The sequence below is a fragment of the Mycolicibacterium setense genome, assembly GCF_000805385.1.
GTDB lineage: Bacteria > Actinomycetota > Actinomycetes > Mycobacteriales > Mycobacteriaceae > Mycobacterium > Mycobacterium setense.
Genome location: NZ_JTJW01000008.1, coordinates 139,907 through 158,179 on the forward strand (window position 1 = coordinate 139,907; position 18,273 = coordinate 158,179).

Sequence of the window (18,273 nt, forward strand, 5' to 3'; positions counted from 1 at the left end):
CGCTCCCTCCCGCACCGCAAGTTGGTGCAGTAACAACTTCAACGCTACCGGCGATTCAGCCATTGTGTGCGCTCTAGGAACTAGACACACCAGCACCACTGTTAGCCTCTAAGTTCAGTTGGTCCGATCGAAAGGACAGTCGTGACCCCGAAAACCCTCGTTACCGGCTTTATCACCGCAGCTGCAGCCGCCGCCGTGGTGGGCGGAGCAGCGGCGGGTGTGACTTCTATTGCATCCAACGGCATGTCGACAACCCCGGCAATCCAGCCGGTCGTGTTCGGCGCGCCGCTGCCGGCTACGCCCGCACCCGACCTGGCGTCGCCACTGGTGCAGACCCTGCAGGCGCTCGCCAGCGGTGGCTCGTTCAGCGGCAAGGCCCCCTACATCCAGGGCGGCATCGGCCGTATCGAGAGCATCGCCGCGGACCGCGCCTACAACAGGGCCGCGGCTGAGGGGAAGTTCCCGCTGACCTTCAACATCGCCAACATCGACGACCAGGGCGGCGTGGCATATGCCGATGTCACCGCCACCTCGGCCACCGGCGGCACCGCGACCCAGAACATCCAGTTCGTTGCGGGCCCGAGCCCGACCGGCTGGCAGATCTCCAAGGGATCGGCCATGGCGTTGCTGTCCTCCGTCGGCTGAGTAGGTCATTGAACCGCACCCGCATCACAGTCCTGAGTGCCGCCACGATCGTGGCGGCACTTGGGCTCTGTGGGTGCGGCAGCGGAGATCACCCGGCGAAGAGCTCACACCCGACCACGAGCCTCCAGGCCACCACACCGCAGGCACCGCCTGCCGCGCCGCTGCCCGCCCCGGAAGCACTGACCGGCGTGCTGGACCGGCTGGCCGATGTCAATGTGCCCGGCGCCGACAAGGTCGGCCTGGTCGAACAGGGCACGGCCGATGACGCCGCCGCGCTGGACAAGTTCGGCCGAGCTCTGGCCGACAACGGATTCACCCCGCTGAGCTTCGAGGCCACCGATCTCGCGTGGTCTCAGACCGAGCCGGCCAACGTGGTGGCGACCGTCAAGGTCACCGCGGGCGGCGATGGTTCGGCACAGGACTTCAGTTTTCCGATGGAATTCACCCCGCACGGCGACGGTTGGCAGCTGACCCGGCACACCGCCGATCTGCTGCTGGTGATGGGCGCCGGTGCCGGAACGTCTGCTCCGCCTCCGACACCGCCCCGCTGAGCTGCCATGTGGATCGGATGGTTGGAATTCGACCTGCTGCTCGGTGATGTCCACTCGCTCAAGCAGAAACGTTCGGTGATCCGGCCGGTGATCGCCGAGCTGCACCGCAAGCTCGCGGTGTCGGCGGCCGAAACGGGTGCCCATGATCTGCACCGCCGCGCCGGCGTCGGCGTCGCCCTCGTCGGTGCCGACCGGGCCCATGTGGTCGACGTGCTCGATGCCGCCGAACGGATGGTCGCGGGCCGCCCCGAACTCGAACTGCTCTCCGCCCGAAGGGGCCTGCACCACAGCGACGACTAGCTGGGGGCGCTGCTGCCAGGAACCTCAGGGCCGCCGTTTTCGACCGGAGGGCAACGATCGCCGCCGAGGCGCAACCCTGCTGCGGAAAGCGACGGCGGCCGACGGGCCGTCAGGCGCCCGGCTCGGACTCGACGGCGATCTGGCGTTTCTTGCGCAGCGGAACCGGTGCCACGGCGCCCGGTGCCAATTTTCGCGCGCTGATCAGAAATGCGGTGTGGCCGCGCATGTTGTGTTCCGGGCGGACCGCCAGGCCCACCACGTGCCAGCCGCGCTGCATGCTTTCCCAGGCCCGCGGTTCGGTCCAGCACTGCTGCTCGCGCAGGGCCTCCACGACTCGCGACAGCTGGGTGACGGTGGCGACGTAGACCATCAGCACGCCACCGGCGACGAGGGCCTTGGAGACCGCGGGCAGCACCTCCCAGGGGGCGAGCATGTCCAGCACCACGCGGTCCATCTCGGGGCCGTCGTAGTCGGCCAGGTCGGCGATCACCAGGTCCCAATTGTCCGGGCGCTCACCGAAAAATGTCGTGACGTTGCGCTCGGCGGTCGGGGCGTGATCGTCGCGGATCTCGTATGAGGTGACCCGTCCCTCGGGTCCGACGGCCCGCAGCAGCGAGCAGGTCAGCGCACCGGATCCGGCGCCGGCTTCCAATACCCGGGCGCCCGGAAAGATATCGCCTTCGTGCACGATCTGTGCGGCGTCTTTCGGGTAGATCACCTGGGCGCCGCGCGGCATCGACATCACATAGTCGACCAGCAGCGGTCGCAGCACCAGGAACTGATCGCCGTTGGTGGATCTGACCACGCTGCCTTCGGGCAGCCCGATCACGTTGTCGAAGGCGATGATGCCGCGGTGGGTGTGGAACTCACCGCCGGGGTTGAGCACCATCGTGTAGCGCCGGCCCTTGGCGTCGGTGAGTTGCACCCGGTCGCCAACGGCAAACGGTCCGGTCGGTCTCTTCCCTGCCACGGACGTCCAGCCTGCCAGTACCCGCACCCGCAGGGGCGCCCGGGGTTCCGCAACTTTGTCGGGGCCCGGTCTTAGGCTTCTGGGTGTGAGCGAAGAACCGGCCCCGGCACCGCGCCGCCCGGCGCTGTCACCATCGCGGGCGGGTGATTTCAAACAGTGCCCGCTGCTCTACCGGTTCCGCGCCATAGATCGGCTCCCCGAGCCGCGGTCCCCTGCCCAGCTGCGTGGTTCGCTGGTGCACGCCGCTCTGGAGCAGCTCTATGGCCTCCCTGCGGCCGAGCGGGTGCACGACACGGCGCTGACGCTGGTCGAGCCGGCGTGGGAGCAGGTGGTGGCCGCCGAGCCGGAGCTGGCCGACACCGAATATCCGGCCACGCTGCTCGCCGAGGCCAGGGCGCTGTTGTCGGGGTACTACCGCCTGGAGGATCCGACCCGGTTCGACCCGCAGTGTTGCGAGCACCGGCTCGAGGTCGAACTCGCCGACGGCACGCTGCTGCGCGGATTCGTCGACCGGATCGACGTCGCACCGTCGGGCGAGTTGCGTGTCGTGGATTACAAGACCGGCAAGGCCCCGCCCGAGGCGCGGGCGCAGGCGGAGTTCAAGGCGATGTTCCAGATGAAGTTCTATGCCGTGGCGCTGCTGCGGTCGCGGGGCGTGATGCCGTCGCGGCTTCGGCTGTTGTATCTGGCCGACGGTCAGGTGCTCGACTACTCCCCCGCACACGACGAGCTGTTGCGGTTCGAGCGGACACTGATGGCGATCTGGAAAGCCATTCAGGCCGCCGGGGCAACAGGCGACTTCCGGCCGAACCCGTCGCGGTTGTGTTCGTGGTGTGCGCATCAGAGTTTGTGTCCGGCGTTCGGTGGCACCCCGCCGCCGTATCCCGGATGGCCAGAATCAGGAGTTGCATGATCGGGTGTCACTACCATCGGCGGGGTTCCGATGGTGAGTACCAACTGTTCGAATCCACCGCCGACACCCGCAGCAACTGGGATCCGGCCATCCAGCACGGCTCGCCGCCGCTGGCGCTGTTGACCAAGGCGATCGAGGAGTTGACGGCGGACTCCGGCCTGCGGGTGGGACGTTTGACGCTTGACATCCTGGGTGCGATTCCCGTTGCACCGGTTCGCGTTCGGGCCTGGGTGGACCGGCCGGGATCCCGCATCTCGATGGTCGCCGCGGAGATGGAGGCGGCCCGGCCCGACGGCACGTGGCGGGCGGTGGCGCGGGTGACGGCCTGGCTGCTGGCACCCAGCGACACCAGTGACGTGGTCACCGACCGTTTCGCACCGCTGGTCGAGGGCGAGGCCGACGACGTGGCACACAACTGGGAAGGTGCGCCGGGCTATCTGGAGAGCGTGTCGTGGCGACGGCAACGCACCGCCGACGGTGAGGCCGCGGTGGCGTGGATGAGTCCGCTGACGCCGGTGGTCGACGATGAGGAGACGACGGCGCTGCAGCGCCTGGCGCTTGTCGTCGATTCGGCCAATGGCATTGGTGCAGCGCTGGATCCAACTAAGTTCGTCTTCATGAACACCGATACCTCTGTTCATCTGCACCGGCTTCCGGAGGGCTCGGACTTCGCGTTGCGCGCCCGCGGCTCGATCGGACCGGACGGCGTCGGCGCGACGACCGCGGAAATATTTGACCGCCAAGGATTTATCGGCACCTCGGCTCAGACCCTGCTGGTGATGCGCGCACCGTGAACAGCCCGTTGCGCCGCCAGTTCGACGTCGCCTGGGCGCTGGCCGACCTGCACCTGTCGGCACTGTCCGGCGCCGATCACCTGTGGGAACCCGGTCCGCTGGTGTGGACGGTGCACGAGGATTCGGCGGGCCGGTGGTGGCCGGACTTCGCGGACGTCGAGCCCGACCCGGTGCCGGTTCCGACCATCGGCTGGCTGACGTGGCACATGATCTTCTGGTGGTCCACCGCCCTGGCCCACCTCGAAGGCCGGCCGCCGACGCCGCGCGCCGAGATCGACTGGCCGGGTCCGACCGACGCCGTCCGACGGATCAGAGTGCTCCACGAACGGTGGAGCCGGCTGTTGGGCACGTTGACCGACGCCGATCTGCTTGCTCCTGCGACATTTCCGTGGGGCCCCGACTCTGGCCGGACACTGGCGGACATGGTGTTGTGGTTGAACGTCGAACTGACGAAGAATGCGGCGGAGATCGGCCAACTTCGCCTGCTGCGCGCGGCGTCCGGGGAGGCCGGCAGATCTGCCGAACCGACGTGACGGACGGAGCGCCGAACTCGGCGTGTTCGATGGCCTGTGACGGGATGTTCAGCTACTGAGCGAGTTGTGCCGGGCGATGGCCGGACGAACCTTGTTACAGTGTCGGAAGGAAATCACGTGCGTTGCAGTTTCGGGACGGTCCCTCGCGGGAGCTGGTAAATCGTCCCGGGGTCGTGGAACGTGGTTGTTGTGGATCAAAGTTTCTCCCACACGTCATCGCCTACCAGCGAAGATACGGTGGTATTGACGTCCAGCCGGGAGTGTTGCACCGGGCTTTCCTGAGCAAACAACGCGAGCACACTGCCCAAAAGACGATTCCCAGGGGGAGCCTATGCAGAGGGATCTGACAGACGCCGAGTTTCTCGACGAACTCGAGCATGTCGCCGAGGAAAATCTCAACCACCACTTGGCGGTCGCCAAGGAGTGGCACCCGCACGATTATGTGCCGTGGGACCGAGGCCGCAACTTCGCGGCGCTCGGCGGCGACGACTGGGATCCCGAGCAGTCACAGCTGAGCGAGGTGGCGAAGGTGGCGATGGTCACCAACCTGCTCACCGAAGACAATCTGCCGTCGTACCACCGCGGCGCGGCCCAGCATTTCTCCCTGGACCGCGCGTGGGGCCATTGGGTCAACCGCTGGACGGCGGAGGAAAACCGCCACGGCATCGTCATCCGCGACTACCTCGTCGTCACTCGCGGTGTCGATCCGGTCGCCCTCGAGCGGGCCCGCATGGAGCACATGCAGAACGGCTACGACCCCAGCGAAGAAGAGCGCAAGATCCACGAGCCCGGCCCGCTGATGATCTCGGCCTACGCCACGCTGCAGGAGCTCGCGACCCGGGTCAGCCACCGCAACACCGGCAAGATCTGTGACGATCCGATCGCCGAGGCGATGCTGGCGCGGGTGGCCACTGACGAGAACCTGCACATGGTGTTCTACCGCAACGTTTTCAGCGCCGGATTCGACCTCGCGCCCGATCAGGCCATGGAAGCGGCCTGTGCCATCATCGAAGGCTTTCAGATGCCCGGCCGTGGCATGCCGAACTGGCGGCGCAACAGCGTGATCATGGCCAAGAACGGCATCTACGACCTGCGCCAGCACCTTGAAGAAGTGGTGATGCCCAGCGTCAGGAAGTGGCGGATCTTCGAACGCACCGACGTGAGCGCACGCGGCGAGAAGCGTCGTGAGCAATTGGCGACCTACCTTGAGGACCTGCAGAAGCAGGTCCTCAAGTTCGAGGAGCAGCGCGACCGCATGCTTGCCCGCGAGGCCGCCAAGGCCGAGCGGAATGCCGAAAAGGCAGCTGCCGCTTCGTAGCTCAGATAGTCCCGTCGGCGTCGGCAACTGAAACCGACACCGACGGGATTTTTCGGAGCCATATATTTGCTTGCGTCTATATAGATGTCATGCGATACTCAAGGTATGGACGTGTTCGAGGCAGTCGCCGAACCCAGCAGGCGCGCGTTGCTCGATGCCCTCGTCGAAGGCGAACGCACCGCGGGTGAACTGGTCGCCACCCTTCCGGGGCTGACCCAGCCCACCGTGTCACGACACCTACGGGTGTTACGAGAGGTCGGCCTGGTCGAGGTGCGGCCCGACGCGCAGCGTCGCATTTACGCCCTGCGCGCCGACGGCCTCATGCAGATCGACGAGTGGATCGAGAGGTACCGCCGCTACTGGTCCGATCACCTCGACGCCCTGGAAAGTCATCTCAAAGCGACCCACAAGGAGACGAAATGACAAGCCGCGAAGGAAAACTCACTGTCGAGGGAGACCGGGCCGCGCTGCACTTCGAACGACGCCTGCCTTATCCCGTCGACGCGGTGTGGGCCGCCATCACCGACCCCGGACAGCGCGGCGAATGGATGGGCGAAACCACGATCGATGCCCGCGAGGGCGGCACGATCGAGATGATTCCGCATGCACCGCCGGTCCCGCCGCAACAGAAGAAGATGACCGGACGGATCCGAGTCTGGGACCCGCCAAGGGTTTTCGAACACGAGTGGAATCAGGCCGTGCTGTCCGCCCCCGAATCCGGCATCGTGCGTTACGAACTCATCCCGGACGGCGACGGCACCTTGCTTCGTTTCACCCACCGCGGCCTGACGGTCTCTGACGGTCAGGGATTCCACCCCGGCACCCACGCCTACCTGGACCGGTTGGAGGCGCATCTCGGCGGGCAGCCCCTGCCCGACTGGGCCCAGCGTTATCAACAAGTCGCTCAGACCCTCGAAACCCAATGGACCGCAGAGACAGGAAACTGACATGGCGCACAACGGAACTGACATCGCCGCACCCACTGTCGCGGTGGTCTACCACTCCGGCTTCGGTCATACCTCGACCCTCGCCGACGCGGTCGGTGCCGGCGCCCGTGACGCCGGAGCCGACGTCACCGTCATGCACGTCGAGCGCATGACGGACCAGGATTGGGGCGTGCTGGACGACGTCGATGCGATGATCTTCGGCAGCCCCACTTTCATGGGTAACGTATCGGCGGGATTTCAGGCCTTCGCCGAAAAGACCGGCCGACGGTGCATGGAAGGCAGGTGGCGGGACAAGGTCGCGGCCGGATTCACAAACTCAGGAGCCAAGAGCGGCGACAAGCTCGCCACGTTGAACTCGTTGGCGGTCTTCGCCGCCCAGCACCACATGCATTGGGTGAACCTCGGTTTGGGCGCCGGCTGGAACAGCGCGGCAGGCAGCGAACACGACCTGAACCGGCTCGGCTTCTGGCTCGGCGCCGCGGCCGCCACCGATGTCGATGCCGGACCCGACCAGGTGCACCCGGCCGATGTCCAGACCTGCCGTCACCTCGGGCATCGTGTCGCATTGGTGACGCGTCAGCTCAACATCGGCCGCACGCTCAGTCCAGCGGCTTCAGTTCCTGCAGCATCGTAGGCACCAGCTCACTGACCGTCGGGTGGATGTGCATGGTGCGCGATATCGCGGTGTACGGCAGTTTCGCGGTCATGACGTCGAGGATGGAATGCACCACCTCATCCCCGCCGACTCCGAGGATGGCCACGCCGAGAATCTGCTCGGTCTCGGCATCGACCACCACCTTCATGAAGCCCTGCGTCTCGCCTTTCTCGACCGCACGCCCGACCCTGGTCATCGGACGCTTGCCCACCAACGCTTTTCGACCGGATTTCCGCACCTGATCGACGGTCATGCCGGCCCGTCCCAGCGGCGGGTCGATGTAGAGCGCGTAGGTGGTGATGCGGTCGCTCACCCGGCGCGGATCATCGTCGAGCAGATTGGCCGCCACGATCTCGAAGTCGTTGTAGGACGTGTGGGTGAACGCGCCCTTGCCGTTGCAGTCCCCCATCGCCCAGATGTGCTCGGCCGTGGTGCGCAACTGGTCGTCGACCACGACGTAGCCACGCCCGTCGAGGTCCACGCCGGCGTTCTCCAACCCGAGGTCGTCGGTGTTGGGCATACGTCCCACAGCGAGCAGCAGGTGCGTTCCCGCGATCGGATCGGCACCCTCACGCGGTGTCACCTCGAAACCGCTGCCGCGCTTGGCAAACCGAATGTCGGTGGCGTCGAGCACCACCTCGATCCCCTCGGCCCGCAGGATCTCGGCGATGGTGGCCGAGACGTCCTCATCCTCGCGCGAGGTCAGCCGCGGTCCCTTCTCGATCACCGTCACCCGGGCACCGAAGCGCCGGTACATCTGTGCGAACTCCAGCGCGATGTAGCTGCCGCCCACGATGACCAGGTGCTCGGGTACTTGGTCGAGGTCGAGGATGCCGACGTTGGTGAGGTAGTCGATACCGTCCAGCCCGGGGAACACGGGAATCACGGCTCGCCCACCGACATTGAGGAAAATCCGGTCGGCGCGCAGCAGTTCGCCGTCGACGTCGATGGTGTGCGGGTCGACGAACCGGGCGTGGCCGCGCAACAGCACCGCCCCGTTCATGGCCTCGAGCCAATCCTCGACGCCGTGGCGGTCGGCCAGCATGATCGCATCCTTGCGGGCCTTGACCTTCGCCATGTCGATGTCGACATCGCCTGTGCCGACTCCGAAATCAGCGCCGCGCCGCGCGAGATGGGCGGCATGTGCACTGGCCACAAGGGTTTTGGTGGGGATGCAGCCGTAGTTGACGCAGGTTCCGCCGACCAGCTTGCGTTCGATCACCGCGACGCTCTGTCCCGCTGAGGTCAACCGGCCGGCCAACGGTGGCCCGGCCTGACCCGCGCCGATGACGATTGCGTCGAAACTCCGCGCGGGCGCCATCGTCTACACGATCGAGGTCAGGGCAGCGACCGCGAAACCTCCGAGTACGGCGACCGCATCCTCGAACAGTGCGACGGGCAGGTCGTGGCCGTCATTGCGGGCGACCAGACGCTTGCGTGCCTCGTAGCCGCCGAGGGTACCGATGACCGCACCCACCAGGGCCCCACCGAGCGCGGTGAAGGTGTAGCCCCATGCGGTACCGATCACCGCACCGGCGAACGCACCGGTGATGAGCCGGGCGATGAACTGCACCGGCGTCTTGCGACTCGGGGTCTTCGGCAGTTGGTCGGTGACCAACTCCACCACGGCGAGAATGGTCAGTACGGTCACCGTGATCGGGTGTGCCAACCACTCGACCCACGTCCCGTCGAGGTTGATCCAGTTCAATGCCGCGGCCCAGGCGACGGCGGCGGGTGCGGTGAACGCCCGCAGTCCGGCCACCACCCCGATGAACAACGCCAACAACAGAACCAGAAAATGCGTCATGGCAACCCTCCGCGGCGTGAAATTGTCACCCGGACGCTAACACGCAAGCAGGCGCAGCACGCGCCGATCAGAAACGGCGGTGTCCGCCGATCAGAAACGGCAGAACCGAATATCCGATGCCAGTATCGCTTTGGCGCCGATCGCGGCGATCTCATCCATGATGGCGTTGACATCGCGGCGCGGTACCAGCGCCCGCACAGCCACCCAGTCCGGATCCGCCAGCGGCGCAATGGTCGGTGATTCCAGACCCGGGGTCACCGCGGTGGCCTGGTCCAAAACCGCACGGGGGCAGTCGTAATCCAGCATCAGATATTGCTGGCCGAACACCACGCCCTGCACACGCGCCACCAGCTGATCGCGCGCAGACGCGTTGTCGTCGCCGTCGGAACCGGCACGTTCGATCAGTACCGCCTCCGACTCGCACAGCGGCGCACCGAATGCCACCAGGCCGTGCAGTCCCAGGGTCCGGCCCGAACCGACCACGTCGGCGATCACGTCGGCGACGCCGAGCTGAATCGAGATCTCCACGGCGCCGTCCAGCCGGATCACCGAGGCCTCGATCCCCTGCGCCGCAAGGTCCTTGCGGACCAGGTTCGGGAACGAGGTGGCGATCCGCTTGCCCGCCAGATCCTGCGGGCTCCACTCCCGGCCGGCCGGCCCGGCGTAGCGGAAGGTGGAGTTGCCGAAGCCCAGTGCCAGGCGCTCGCGCACCGGAGCGTCGGAATCGGCGGCGAGGTCGCGTCCGGTGATCCCGAGGTCGAGCTGACCCGAACCCACGTAGATCGCGATGTCCTTGGGCCGCAGGAAGAAGAATTCGACGTTGTTGACCGGATCGACGACGGTCAGATCCTTGGGGTCACGTCGACGCCGGTATCCGGCCTCGGCGAGGATCTCGGCAGCCGCTTCACTCAGCGAGCCCTTGTTGGGCACCGCGACGCGCAACATCTGATCGGCCACGGCTCACAACTTCCGGTAGACGTCGTCGAGGGTCAGCCCCCGGGAGATCATCAGCACCTGGGTCCAGTACAGCAACTGGCTGACCTCCTCGGCCAGCGACTCGTCGCTCTCGTGCTCGGCGGCCAGCCACACCTCGCCGGCCTCCTCCAGGATCTTCTTGCCGAGCCCATGGACGCCGGCGTCAAGTGCGGCGACCGTGCCGCTACCGGCAGGTCTGGTGCGCGCTTTGTCGCTGAGTTCGGCGAACAGGGCCTCGAAGGTCTTCACAGGCACGAATTGTTTCATGCTCGGCGGGGGTCGATTTGTGGGGTTCCATAGAGGAGTGAGCGAATCAGTCGGCGACAACCTGCCGACCTACACTGCCCGGGTCACGGCGATCCGCGCGATCCTGTCCAAACACGTGACGGTCGACGGCCTGGTCCAGAACAATCGCCTCGCCAACCCCATTCTTCCGCTCGATTGCCTGGCCGCGTCCTGGGGCGCCGACATGGCGGCGACTCCGACGCTCACCGTGGCGATCCACCCGGTGGACGATTTCGCCGGCGAGGTCGAAGAACTGCGCTACGGCGCCGGCCTCACCCGGGGAACCTACGAAGTAGAGCGCACCGAACCCGACGAATTCGTCCTGGTACAGGGGCAACTTTCCAGTGTCCGGGTGGTCGTCGGGCATTGTGAGGCCTATCTGTCGCACCGCGACGGCTCGCCGGAGAAACTGGTCGAGGCAGCGGTCGAGATCGCTCGCACCGTCGGCTACGCGCCGTACATCGACGACTACGAGCCGCCGCCTGAGCGGCGCTAAGCGCGCATCGCCTCGACGTGCATGTCCTCGAGGTGTTTGCCCTTGGTTTCCTGGACCCACTTCCAGACGAACAGCAGCGACAGCAACGCACACAGCGCGTAGAAGCCGTACGCCACGCCCAGCATGTTCCGCAGTTCGGGGAAAGAAACGGTGATGAGCCAGTTGGCCACCCACTGACCCGCTGCCGCCAGGCCCAGCGCGGCGGCTCGGATGCGGTTGGGGAACATCTCCCCCAGCAATACCCACACCACCGGGCCCCACGACATGCCGAAGGCCACCACGAAGAGGTTGGCCGCGACCAACGCGATCGGCCCGGCCGCACCGCTCAGCTGGGGTTGTCCATCGACCTGCGGTGCGGTCCCGAAGATTACGGCCATGGTGCCCAGGGTGATCGCCATACCGGTGGACCCGATCAGCAGCAGCGGTTTGCGCCCGATCTTGTCGATCAGCGCGATCGCGATCAACGTGGTGACGATGTTGGTCACAGAGGTGATCACGGTGATGGTGAACGCCTGACTCTCCTCGAAACCGACGGCCTCCCACAACACATTCGAGTAGTAGAAGATCACGTTGATACCGACGAACTGCTGGAAGATGGACAACCCCAATCCAACCCAGACGATGCCGTACAGCCCGCTGACAATGGCCACCCCGATGCCGAGCGCGCCGAAGACCACCGCCAGGATCCACAATCCGGCCGAAACCGACGCCACGGCCAGGACGATGAACAACAGCAGCAGCCACCACACGTACCGCCGCACCCACGCGGTGAACCCGCCTGCCGATACGCCGGGAAGTCGCGGCTTGAGCAGATCCTGCCAGGACGGCGGCTTCTCGGACTTCAGCGAGTCCTCGATCCGGTGGATGGTGATCTCCAGGTTCTTCTCGCCGAGCAGCATGGACAGGACCTTGCGTGCCTCGGGAATCCGGAACTTGGCGACCAGATACCGGGGTGACTCCGGAATCGTGTAGGCCAGCAGGCCGTACACCAACGCCGGGACGGCCATCACCAGGAACATCCAGCGCCAGGCCGCCAGCCCGAACCACAACTCTTCGCGGGAGCCGCCGGCAAGATGGGCCAGTAGATAGTCGACCGACAGGGACAAGAAGATTCCGGTCACGATCGCCAGCTGCTGCAGAGAACCCAGGCGGCCGCGGATGCGCGGTGGCGCCGTCTCGGCGATGTAGGTCGGTGCGATGACGGAGGCCACCCCGACGCCGAGGCCGCCGATGATGCGGAAGATCACGACCAACCAGATGTGGGTGGCAACGGCCGTACCGAGCGCACTGATCAAGAACAGCAACGCCGCGAGCTTCATCACCGACCGCCTGCCGATCCGATCGGCCAACTGACCGGCGGTCAACGCGCCGACCGCGGCTCCCAACAGGGCCGAGGCCACAGCGGAGCCCAGAACGACGTTGTTGATCTGGAATTCGTCCTGAAGGGCGGCGACCGCGCCGTTGATGACCGCGCTGTCATAGCCGAAGAGCAAGCCGCCCAACGCCGCCACCGACGCGATGCGGATCACCTTGCCGCTGTGCTCGGACTCCTCGTAATCGAGGTCCGATGCGGGATCGTCGACCGGTCCGTGAGTCATGGGACGCCCTTCCGCAGCAACGCGTGATCAGGCTCACATTGAATCACACGGGCCGGATCAGGCGGTGCGTTCTCCGGCTTGCGAATTCAGCGTCTGGTACACGGCCCGCAGATCCTCGACACCCAGTGCTGCCAGCGAATCCGCGTGCCACCGGCCGGGGCCTTCCGGGACCTCGATGTCATTGGGCACCACCAGAACGGGGCACCCGGCCGCTTCGGCCGACGCCGTTCCGGTGATCGAATCCTCCACGGCCAGACAGTGTTCTGCCGGCAGTCCGAGCAGGTGAGCGGCGGTCAGGTAGGGGTCGGGGGCGGGCTTGGCCCGGTCCACCTCGTCACCGCACACGCTCACGGTGAAGTAATGGCTGCCAATGCTTTTCAGAGCCCGCTCGGTGAGCCCGCGGCGAGTGTTGGTCACCAGCGCCATCGGGACGCCGTCAGCGGTCAGCGCGTCGAGCATCTCCTTGGCGCCGGGCCGCCAGGGTAATCCCTGCTCGAACAGCTCACCGGTGTAGTCGTGCAGCCAATCCGCCGATTCGGCCATCGCGGCCGGGTCCGGCTCGAGGCCCAGATCGTCGTAGACGATGCGCATCACGGTCTCGGCCGAGCCGCCGACCGTGGATTCGCGTACCTCGGCGGTGAGCGCTCCGCCCATGTTCGCATACAGCGCGTGCATGGCGATGTCCCAAAGCTTTTCGGAGTCGACGAGCGTGCCATCCATGTCCCACAGCACCGCACGCATGCCCGGATTCTGTCACGGCAACGCCGCCGCAGTCACATCAGCAAACATGTCATACCCCTCACCTACGGTGGATTCCGTGACGATTCTTGTGACCGGCGCCACCGGAAACATCGGCAGGCGCATCGTGGACCATCTGATCAGCTTGGGCGCAAACGACATCCGGGCGCTCACCAAGAATCCCGCCAGGGCGCAGCTGCCGTCCGGTGTGAGCGTTGTCACCGGCTATCTCGGTGACGTCGAATCCTTGGACGGGGTGTTCGACGGCGTCGAGCGCATGTATCTGGCTCCGTATCCGCCGACGCTGAACGCCACGCTCGAGCGCATCAAGCAGGCCGGTGTCAGCTACGTGGTGGCGCTCTCGGGCGGTGCGCACTGGACCGACCATGCCGATACCGTGCGTGCGTCCGGCCTCCCCCACACCCAACTCGGACCGGGCGAATTCACCGACAACTTCGCCATCTGGGCCGACCAGATCAAGCGGACGAACACCGTTCGCGAGCCCTACCCGACGGTGGTGGAGGCCCCGATCGCGATGGACGACATCGCCCGCGTCGCCGCGCGCCTGCTGATCGAGCCCGCACACCACGGGCAGATGCTGGACCTCACCGGGCCCGAGGCGTTGACCCGCGCCGAGATCGCGCGCCAGATCGGCGTCGGCATCGGCCGGGACGTCACGTTCGAGCAGTGCAGCCGCGCCGAGGCCGAAGAGGCACTGCGGCCGATCATGGGCGACGAGGCGACCTGGTACCTGGACGTGCTGGCCGACGGCGAGCCGCAACGCGCCAACCAGCTCGTCGCCGACCTGACCGGCACCCCGGCGATGTCGGTCGCGGAGTGGGCGGCACAGAATGCCGAGCTGTTCGGCTAGGGCTCAGTCCTCCGGGTTGTAACCCAGGTTGGGGGCAAGCCAGCGCTCGGCTTCCTTGAGGGTCCACCCCTTGCGCTTGGCGTAGTCGGCGACCTGGTCCTGGGCGATTCTGCCGACCACGAAGTACTGCGACTGTGGGTGCGAGAAATACCAGCCGCTGACGGCGGCCCCGGGCCACATCGCCATCGAATCGGTCAGCTCGATGCCGGTCCGCTCCTTGACGTCCATCAGCGTCCACAGCGTCGCCTTCTCGGTGTGCTCCGGGCAGGCCGGGTAACCGGGGGCGGGGCGGATTCCCCGGTACTTCTCACCGATGAGTGCCTCGTTGTCGAGCTGCTCGTCAGGCTGGTATCCCCAGAACTCCTTGCGGACCCGTTCGTGCATCCGCTCGGCGAAGGCCTCGGCCAGCCGGTCGGCGAGCGACTCCAGCAGGATGGCGCTGTAATCGTCGAGGGCGGCCTTGAACTCCATGATCTTGTCCTGGCTACCCAGCCCGGCGGTGACCGCGAACGCGCCGACGTAGTCGGACAGACCGGTGTCTTTGGGCGCGATGTAATCGCCAAGCGACCGGTTCGGGATGCCGTCGCGATGCTCGCCCTGCTGGCGCAGGTTGTGCAACGTGGTCAGCACCTCGGTGCGGGACTCGTCGGTGTAAACCTCGATGTCGTCACCGACCGCATTGGCCGGGAAGAACCCGATGATCCCGTTGGCGGTCAGCCACTTCTCCTTGATCAGGGTGTCGAGCATCTCCTGCGCGTCGTCGTACAGCTTGCGCGCGGTCTCCCCGGACGCCGGGTTGTTGAGGATGTCCGGGAACCTGCCCTTGAGCTCCCAGGCGTTGAAGAACGGCTGCCAGTCGATGTACTCACGCAGCTCGGCGAGGTCGTAATCATGAAAATCCCGCACACCAACGCCTTGGGCGGGCACCGGCGGCGTGTAGCCCTGCCACTCGATCGGCGTCCGGTTCGCGCGCGCCTTCTCGAGTGTCAGCATCGGCCGTTCGTTCTTCTGGGCGTGCCGTTCGCGCAGGGATGCGTAATCCTTCTCGGTGGCCTCCAGCAGCGCCGGCCGCTGCTTGTCGTCCAGCAGCGCGGCCGCCACCGGCACCGAGCGCGACGCATCCTTGACCCACACCACCGGACCGCTGCGGCGCGGCGCCACCTTGACGGCCGTGTGGGCGCGTGAGGTGGTCGCGCCACCGATCAGCAGTGGGATCTCCAGTCCTTCGCGTTCCATCTCGACGGCGAAGTTGACCATCTCGTCCAGGGACGGCGTGATCAGGCCGGACAGGCCGATGATGTCGGCGTTGTGCTCCTTGGCGGCGTCCAGGATCTTCTGCGCAGGAACCATCACCCCGAGGTCGATCACCTCGAAGTTGTTGCACTGCAGGACGACCCCGACGATGTTCTTGCCGATGTCGTGGACGTCGCCCTTGACCGTCGCCATGATGATCGTGCCGTTGGTGTCCTTGGTGGCAGCGGCACCGGACTCGACCTTCTCCGCCTCGATGTACGGCAGCAGGTACGCGACGGCCTTCTTCATCACCCGGGCCGACTTCACCACCTGGGGAAGGAACATCTTTCCCGAACCGAAGAGGTCACCGACGACGTTCATGCCGTCCATCAGCGGGCCCTCGATCACCTCGATCGGGCGGCCGCCCGCGGCTGCGATCTCGGCCCGCAGTTCCTCGGTGTCGGCGTCGACGTGGGCATCGATGCCCTTGACCAGAGCGTGGGTGATCCGCTCACGGACCGGGAGAGATCGCCACTCCGCAACGTCCGAGTTCCCGGCGCCTTCCCCCGACTTGTTGAACCGTTCGGCGATCTCCAGCAGCCGTTCGGCCGCGTCCTCCCGACGGTTCAGCACGACGTCCTCGATGCGGTCCCGCAGCTCGGGGTCGATCGAGTCGTACGGCACCAGCGCACCGGCGTTGACGATGCCCATGTCGAGGCCGGCCTTGATGGCGTGGAACAGGAACACCGCGTGGATCGCCTCACGCACGGGGTTGTTGCCCCGGAACGAGAACGACACATTCGAGATGCCGCCGGAGATGTGCACCCCCGGAAGGTTCTCCTTGATCCAGGCGCAGGCCTCGATGAAGTCGATGCCGTAGGTGGCGTGCTCCTCGATACCGGTCGCCAGCGCGAAGCAGTTCGGGTCGAAGATGATGTCCTCGGCCGGGAAGCCGACCTCTTCGGTCAGGATCCGGTAGGCGCGTCCGCAGATCTCCTTGCGGCGCTGCAGGTTATCGGCCTGCCCCTGTTCGTCGAAGGCCATCACGACCACGGCGGCGCCGTACTTGCGGCACAACCGTGCCTCGCGGATGAACTTCTCCTCGCCCTCCTTCATGGAGATCGAGTTGACGATCGGCTTGCCCTGCACGTTCTTCAGGCCCGCCTCGATCACCTCGAACTTGGAGGAGTCGATCATCACCGGGACGCGGCTGATGTCGGGTTCGGACGCGATCAGCTTGGTGAACCGGTCCATCGCGGCGACGCCGTCGATCATGCCCTCGTCCATGTTGATGTCGATGACCTGCGCACCGACCTCGACCTGTTGCAGGGCCACCGACAGCGCGGTGTCGTAGTCCTCGGCCTTGATCAGGTTGCGGAACCGCGCGGAGCCGGTGATGTTGGTGCGCTCACCGATGTTCACGAACAGTGAGTCCTCGGTGATGTTGAGTGGCTCCAGCCCGGCCAGCCGCGTGGCGATCTCGATCTCCGGCACCTTGCGCGGCGGCACGCCCTCGACGACCTTGGCGATCTCGGCGATGTGTGCCGGTGCCGTTCCGCAGCAACCGCCGACCAGGTTGACCAGACCGGCCTCAGCGAAGTCGGCGACGTAACCTGCCTGCCGCTTCGGGGACTCGTCGTATTCGCCGAAGGCATTGGGCAGGCCGGCGTTCGGATAGCAGGAGACGAAGGTGTCCGCGATCCGCGCCATCTCGGCGATGTAGGGACGCATCTCCGGCGCGCCGAGGGCGCAGTTGAGGCCCACAGCGAGCGGCTTGGCGTGCCGGATCGAATTCCAGAATGCTTCGGTGACCTGACCGGACAATGTGCGCCCGGAAGCATCGGTGATGGTGCCCGAGATGATCACCGGCCAGCGGCGCCCCCGCTCCTCGAACAGCGTCTCGATGGCGAACACCGCGGCCTTGGCGTTCAGCGTGTCGAAGATGGTCTCGACGATCAGGATGTCGGAGCCACCGTCGACGAGGCCGTTGGCGGCTTCGAGGTAGGCGGCGACCAATTGGTCGTAGGAGACGTTGCGGGCTCCGGGGTCGTTGACGTCCGGTGAGATGGACGCGGTGCGCGTGGTGGGCCCGAGCGCCCCGGCGACGTAGCGCGGCTGCTCCTCCGTGCTGAACTCGTCGCAGGCTTTGCGGGCCAGGGCGGCGCCTGCATAGTTCAGCTCGTAGCCGAGCTCGGACATGTCGTAGTCGGAGAGCGACACCGCGTTCGCGTTGAACGTGTTGGTCTCCAGGATGTCGGCGCCCGCCTCGAGGTACTCGCGGTGGATTTCCTCGATGATCTGCGGCTGCGTCAGGTTGAGCAGGTCGTTGTTGCCCTGAACGGGGCTCGGCCAGTCCTTGAACCGCTCGCCGCGATAGCCCGCCTCGTCCGGCCGGTCCCGCTGGATCGCCGTGCCCATCGCGCCGTCGATCACCATGATGCGCCTGTGCAGAGCTGCGGTCAGTTCTTCGGTGCAGTCCGGGCGGATGTTCGGCGCAAATGTCGTCGACTCGACGGATTTCGACTGAACAGCGCTCACGTGCACTCCTTCCGTAGCGGAAGGCGTCCTTGACTCTGCCGAGCGTGGCGGATACGGGCGAAAACCCGGAACCGTTGCAACGCCTCTCGACCAGAAGAGTCTACGT

General features: G+C 66.1%; 20 protein-coding genes. 12 read left to right on the forward strand and 8 right to left on the reverse strand.

Annotation, left to right across the window (positions count from 1 at the left end):
• Positions 1–141 precede the first annotated feature (141 nt).
• The 3 genes from QQ25_RS19025 to QQ25_RS19035 are packed head-to-tail and all read left to right on the forward strand — an operon-like array spanning position 142 to position 1,496.
• A complete protein-coding gene (locus tag QQ25_RS19025) occupies positions 142–645 on the forward strand; it encodes an MTB12 family secreted protein (protein ID WP_039321440.1) in 504 nt (167 codons plus the stop codon).
• Positions 646–653: 8 nt separating this feature from the next.
• Positions 654–1,196 carry a lipoprotein LppK gene (locus QQ25_RS19030; protein WP_039321442.1) on the forward strand — a complete coding sequence of 181 codons (543 nt, stop codon included), beginning with the start codon at positions 654–656 and terminating at the stop codon, positions 1,194–1,196.
• A gap of 6 nt (positions 1,197–1,202) precedes the next feature.
• A complete protein-coding gene (locus QQ25_RS19035; RefSeq protein WP_039321444.1) occupies positions 1,203–1,496 on the forward strand; it encodes a DUF503 domain-containing protein in 294 nt (97 codons plus the stop codon).
• Positions 1,497–1,605: 109 nt separating this feature from the next.
• Here QQ25_RS19035 and QQ25_RS19040 read toward each other — a convergent pair whose 3' ends face one another.
• On the reverse strand, positions 1,606–2,466 hold the full coding sequence (locus QQ25_RS19040) for a tRNA (adenine-N1)-methyltransferase (protein WP_039381076.1): 861 nt from the start codon (positions 2,464–2,466) through the stop codon (positions 1,606–1,608).
• Between the two features lie 85 nt (positions 2,467–2,551).
• Between QQ25_RS19040 and QQ25_RS19045 the strand changes: the two genes are divergently transcribed.
• The 7 genes from QQ25_RS19045 (at position 2,552) to QQ25_RS19075 (ending at position 7,605) form a co-directional block, all read left to right on the forward strand.
• Positions 2,552–3,379 (forward strand): RecB family exonuclease, encoded by an 828-nt coding sequence (locus QQ25_RS19045; protein ID WP_039380453.1) that lies wholly within the window; start codon positions 2,552–2,554, stop codon positions 3,377–3,379.
• Positions 3,376–4,173, forward strand: a complete 798-nt coding sequence (locus QQ25_RS19050) for a thioesterase family protein (RefSeq protein ID WP_039321450.1) — start codon at positions 3,376–3,378, stop codon at positions 4,171–4,173. Before QQ25_RS19045 ends, QQ25_RS19050 begins: the two co-directional genes overlap by 4 nt.
• Positions 4,170–4,706 carry a DinB family protein gene (locus QQ25_RS19055; protein ID WP_039380455.1) on the forward strand — a complete coding sequence of 179 codons (537 nt, stop codon included), beginning with the start codon at positions 4,170–4,172 and terminating at the stop codon, positions 4,704–4,706. Before QQ25_RS19050 ends, QQ25_RS19055 begins: the two co-directional genes overlap by 4 nt.
• Before the next feature lie 331 nt (positions 4,707–5,037).
• Entirely contained in the window at positions 5,038–6,024 is a 987-nt protein-coding gene (locus QQ25_RS19060) for an acyl-ACP desaturase (protein WP_039321454.1), read from the forward strand.
• 105 nt (positions 6,025–6,129) lie between these two features.
• Positions 6,130–6,447 carry an ArsR/SmtB family transcription factor gene (locus QQ25_RS19065; RefSeq protein WP_039321456.1) on the forward strand — a complete coding sequence of 106 codons (318 nt, stop codon included), beginning with the start codon at positions 6,130–6,132 and terminating at the stop codon, positions 6,445–6,447.
• Entirely contained in the window at positions 6,444–6,971 is a 528-nt protein-coding gene (locus QQ25_RS19070) for an SRPBCC family protein (protein ID WP_039321458.1), read from the forward strand. Before QQ25_RS19065 ends, QQ25_RS19070 begins: the two co-directional genes overlap by 4 nt.
• A 1-nt stretch (position 6,972) precedes the next feature.
• Positions 6,973–7,605: a flavodoxin family protein gene (locus tag QQ25_RS19075; RefSeq protein ID WP_198530823.1), complete on the forward strand. Its 633-nt coding sequence runs from the start codon at positions 6,973–6,975 to the stop codon at positions 7,603–7,605.
• Here the strand turns inward: QQ25_RS19075 and QQ25_RS19080 are convergent.
• The 4 genes from QQ25_RS19080 to QQ25_RS19095 form a co-directional block, all read right to left on the reverse strand.
• Positions 7,571–8,947: an FAD-containing oxidoreductase gene (locus QQ25_RS19080; RefSeq protein WP_039380457.1), complete on the reverse strand. Its 1,377-nt coding sequence runs from the start codon at positions 8,945–8,947 to the stop codon at positions 7,571–7,573. The two genes, QQ25_RS19075 and QQ25_RS19080, sit on opposite strands and share 35 nt — an antisense overlap.
• 3 nt (positions 8,948–8,950) lie before the next feature.
• Positions 8,951–9,433 carry a DUF4126 family protein gene (locus tag QQ25_RS19085; protein ID WP_039321461.1) on the reverse strand — a complete coding sequence of 161 codons (483 nt, stop codon included), beginning with the start codon at positions 9,431–9,433 and terminating at the stop codon, positions 8,951–8,953.
• A gap of 90 nt (positions 9,434–9,523) precedes the next feature.
• On the reverse strand, positions 9,524–10,378 hold the full coding sequence (gene hisG / locus QQ25_RS19090) for an ATP phosphoribosyltransferase (protein ID WP_039321625.1): 855 nt from the start codon (positions 10,376–10,378) through the stop codon (positions 9,524–9,526).
• A 15-nt stretch (positions 10,379–10,393) separates the two neighbouring features.
• Positions 10,394–10,675 (reverse strand): phosphoribosyl-ATP diphosphatase, encoded by a 282-nt coding sequence (locus QQ25_RS19095; protein WP_039321463.1) that lies wholly within the window; start codon positions 10,673–10,675, stop codon positions 10,394–10,396.
• 37 nt (positions 10,676–10,712) lie between these two features.
• On the opposite strand from QQ25_RS19095, the gene QQ25_RS19100 reads away from it, so the two are divergent.
• Positions 10,713–11,189 carry a DUF7956 family protein gene (locus tag QQ25_RS19100; RefSeq protein WP_039321465.1) on the forward strand — a complete coding sequence of 159 codons (477 nt, stop codon included), beginning with the start codon at positions 10,713–10,715 and terminating at the stop codon, positions 11,187–11,189.
• Here the strand turns inward: QQ25_RS19100 and QQ25_RS19105 are convergent.
• Together QQ25_RS19105 and QQ25_RS19110 are read right to left on the reverse strand one after the other, a co-directional pair.
• On the reverse strand, positions 11,186–12,787 hold the full coding sequence (locus QQ25_RS19105) for a sugar porter family MFS transporter (RefSeq protein ID WP_039380459.1): 1,602 nt from the start codon (positions 12,785–12,787) through the stop codon (positions 11,186–11,188). The two genes, QQ25_RS19100 and QQ25_RS19105, sit on opposite strands and share 4 nt — an antisense overlap.
• Before the next feature lie 57 nt (positions 12,788–12,844).
• Positions 12,845–13,528, reverse strand: a complete 684-nt coding sequence (locus QQ25_RS19110; RefSeq protein ID WP_039321469.1) for an HAD family hydrolase — start codon at positions 13,526–13,528, stop codon at positions 12,845–12,847.
• A 76-nt stretch (positions 13,529–13,604) separates the two neighbouring features.
• Here QQ25_RS19110 and QQ25_RS19115 point away from each other — a divergent pair, with 76 nt between their 5' ends.
• Positions 13,605–14,396 carry an SDR family oxidoreductase gene (locus QQ25_RS19115; protein WP_039381078.1) on the forward strand — a complete coding sequence of 264 codons (792 nt, stop codon included), beginning with the start codon at positions 13,605–13,607 and terminating at the stop codon, positions 14,394–14,396.
• 3 nt (positions 14,397–14,399) lie between these two features.
• Here the strand turns inward: QQ25_RS19115 and metH are convergent, their stop codons facing one another.
• On the reverse strand, positions 14,400–18,167 hold the full coding sequence (gene metH / locus QQ25_RS19120; protein WP_039381079.1) for a methionine synthase: 3,768 nt from the start codon (positions 18,165–18,167) through the stop codon (positions 14,400–14,402).
• Between the last annotated feature and the right edge of the window lie 106 nt (positions 18,168–18,273).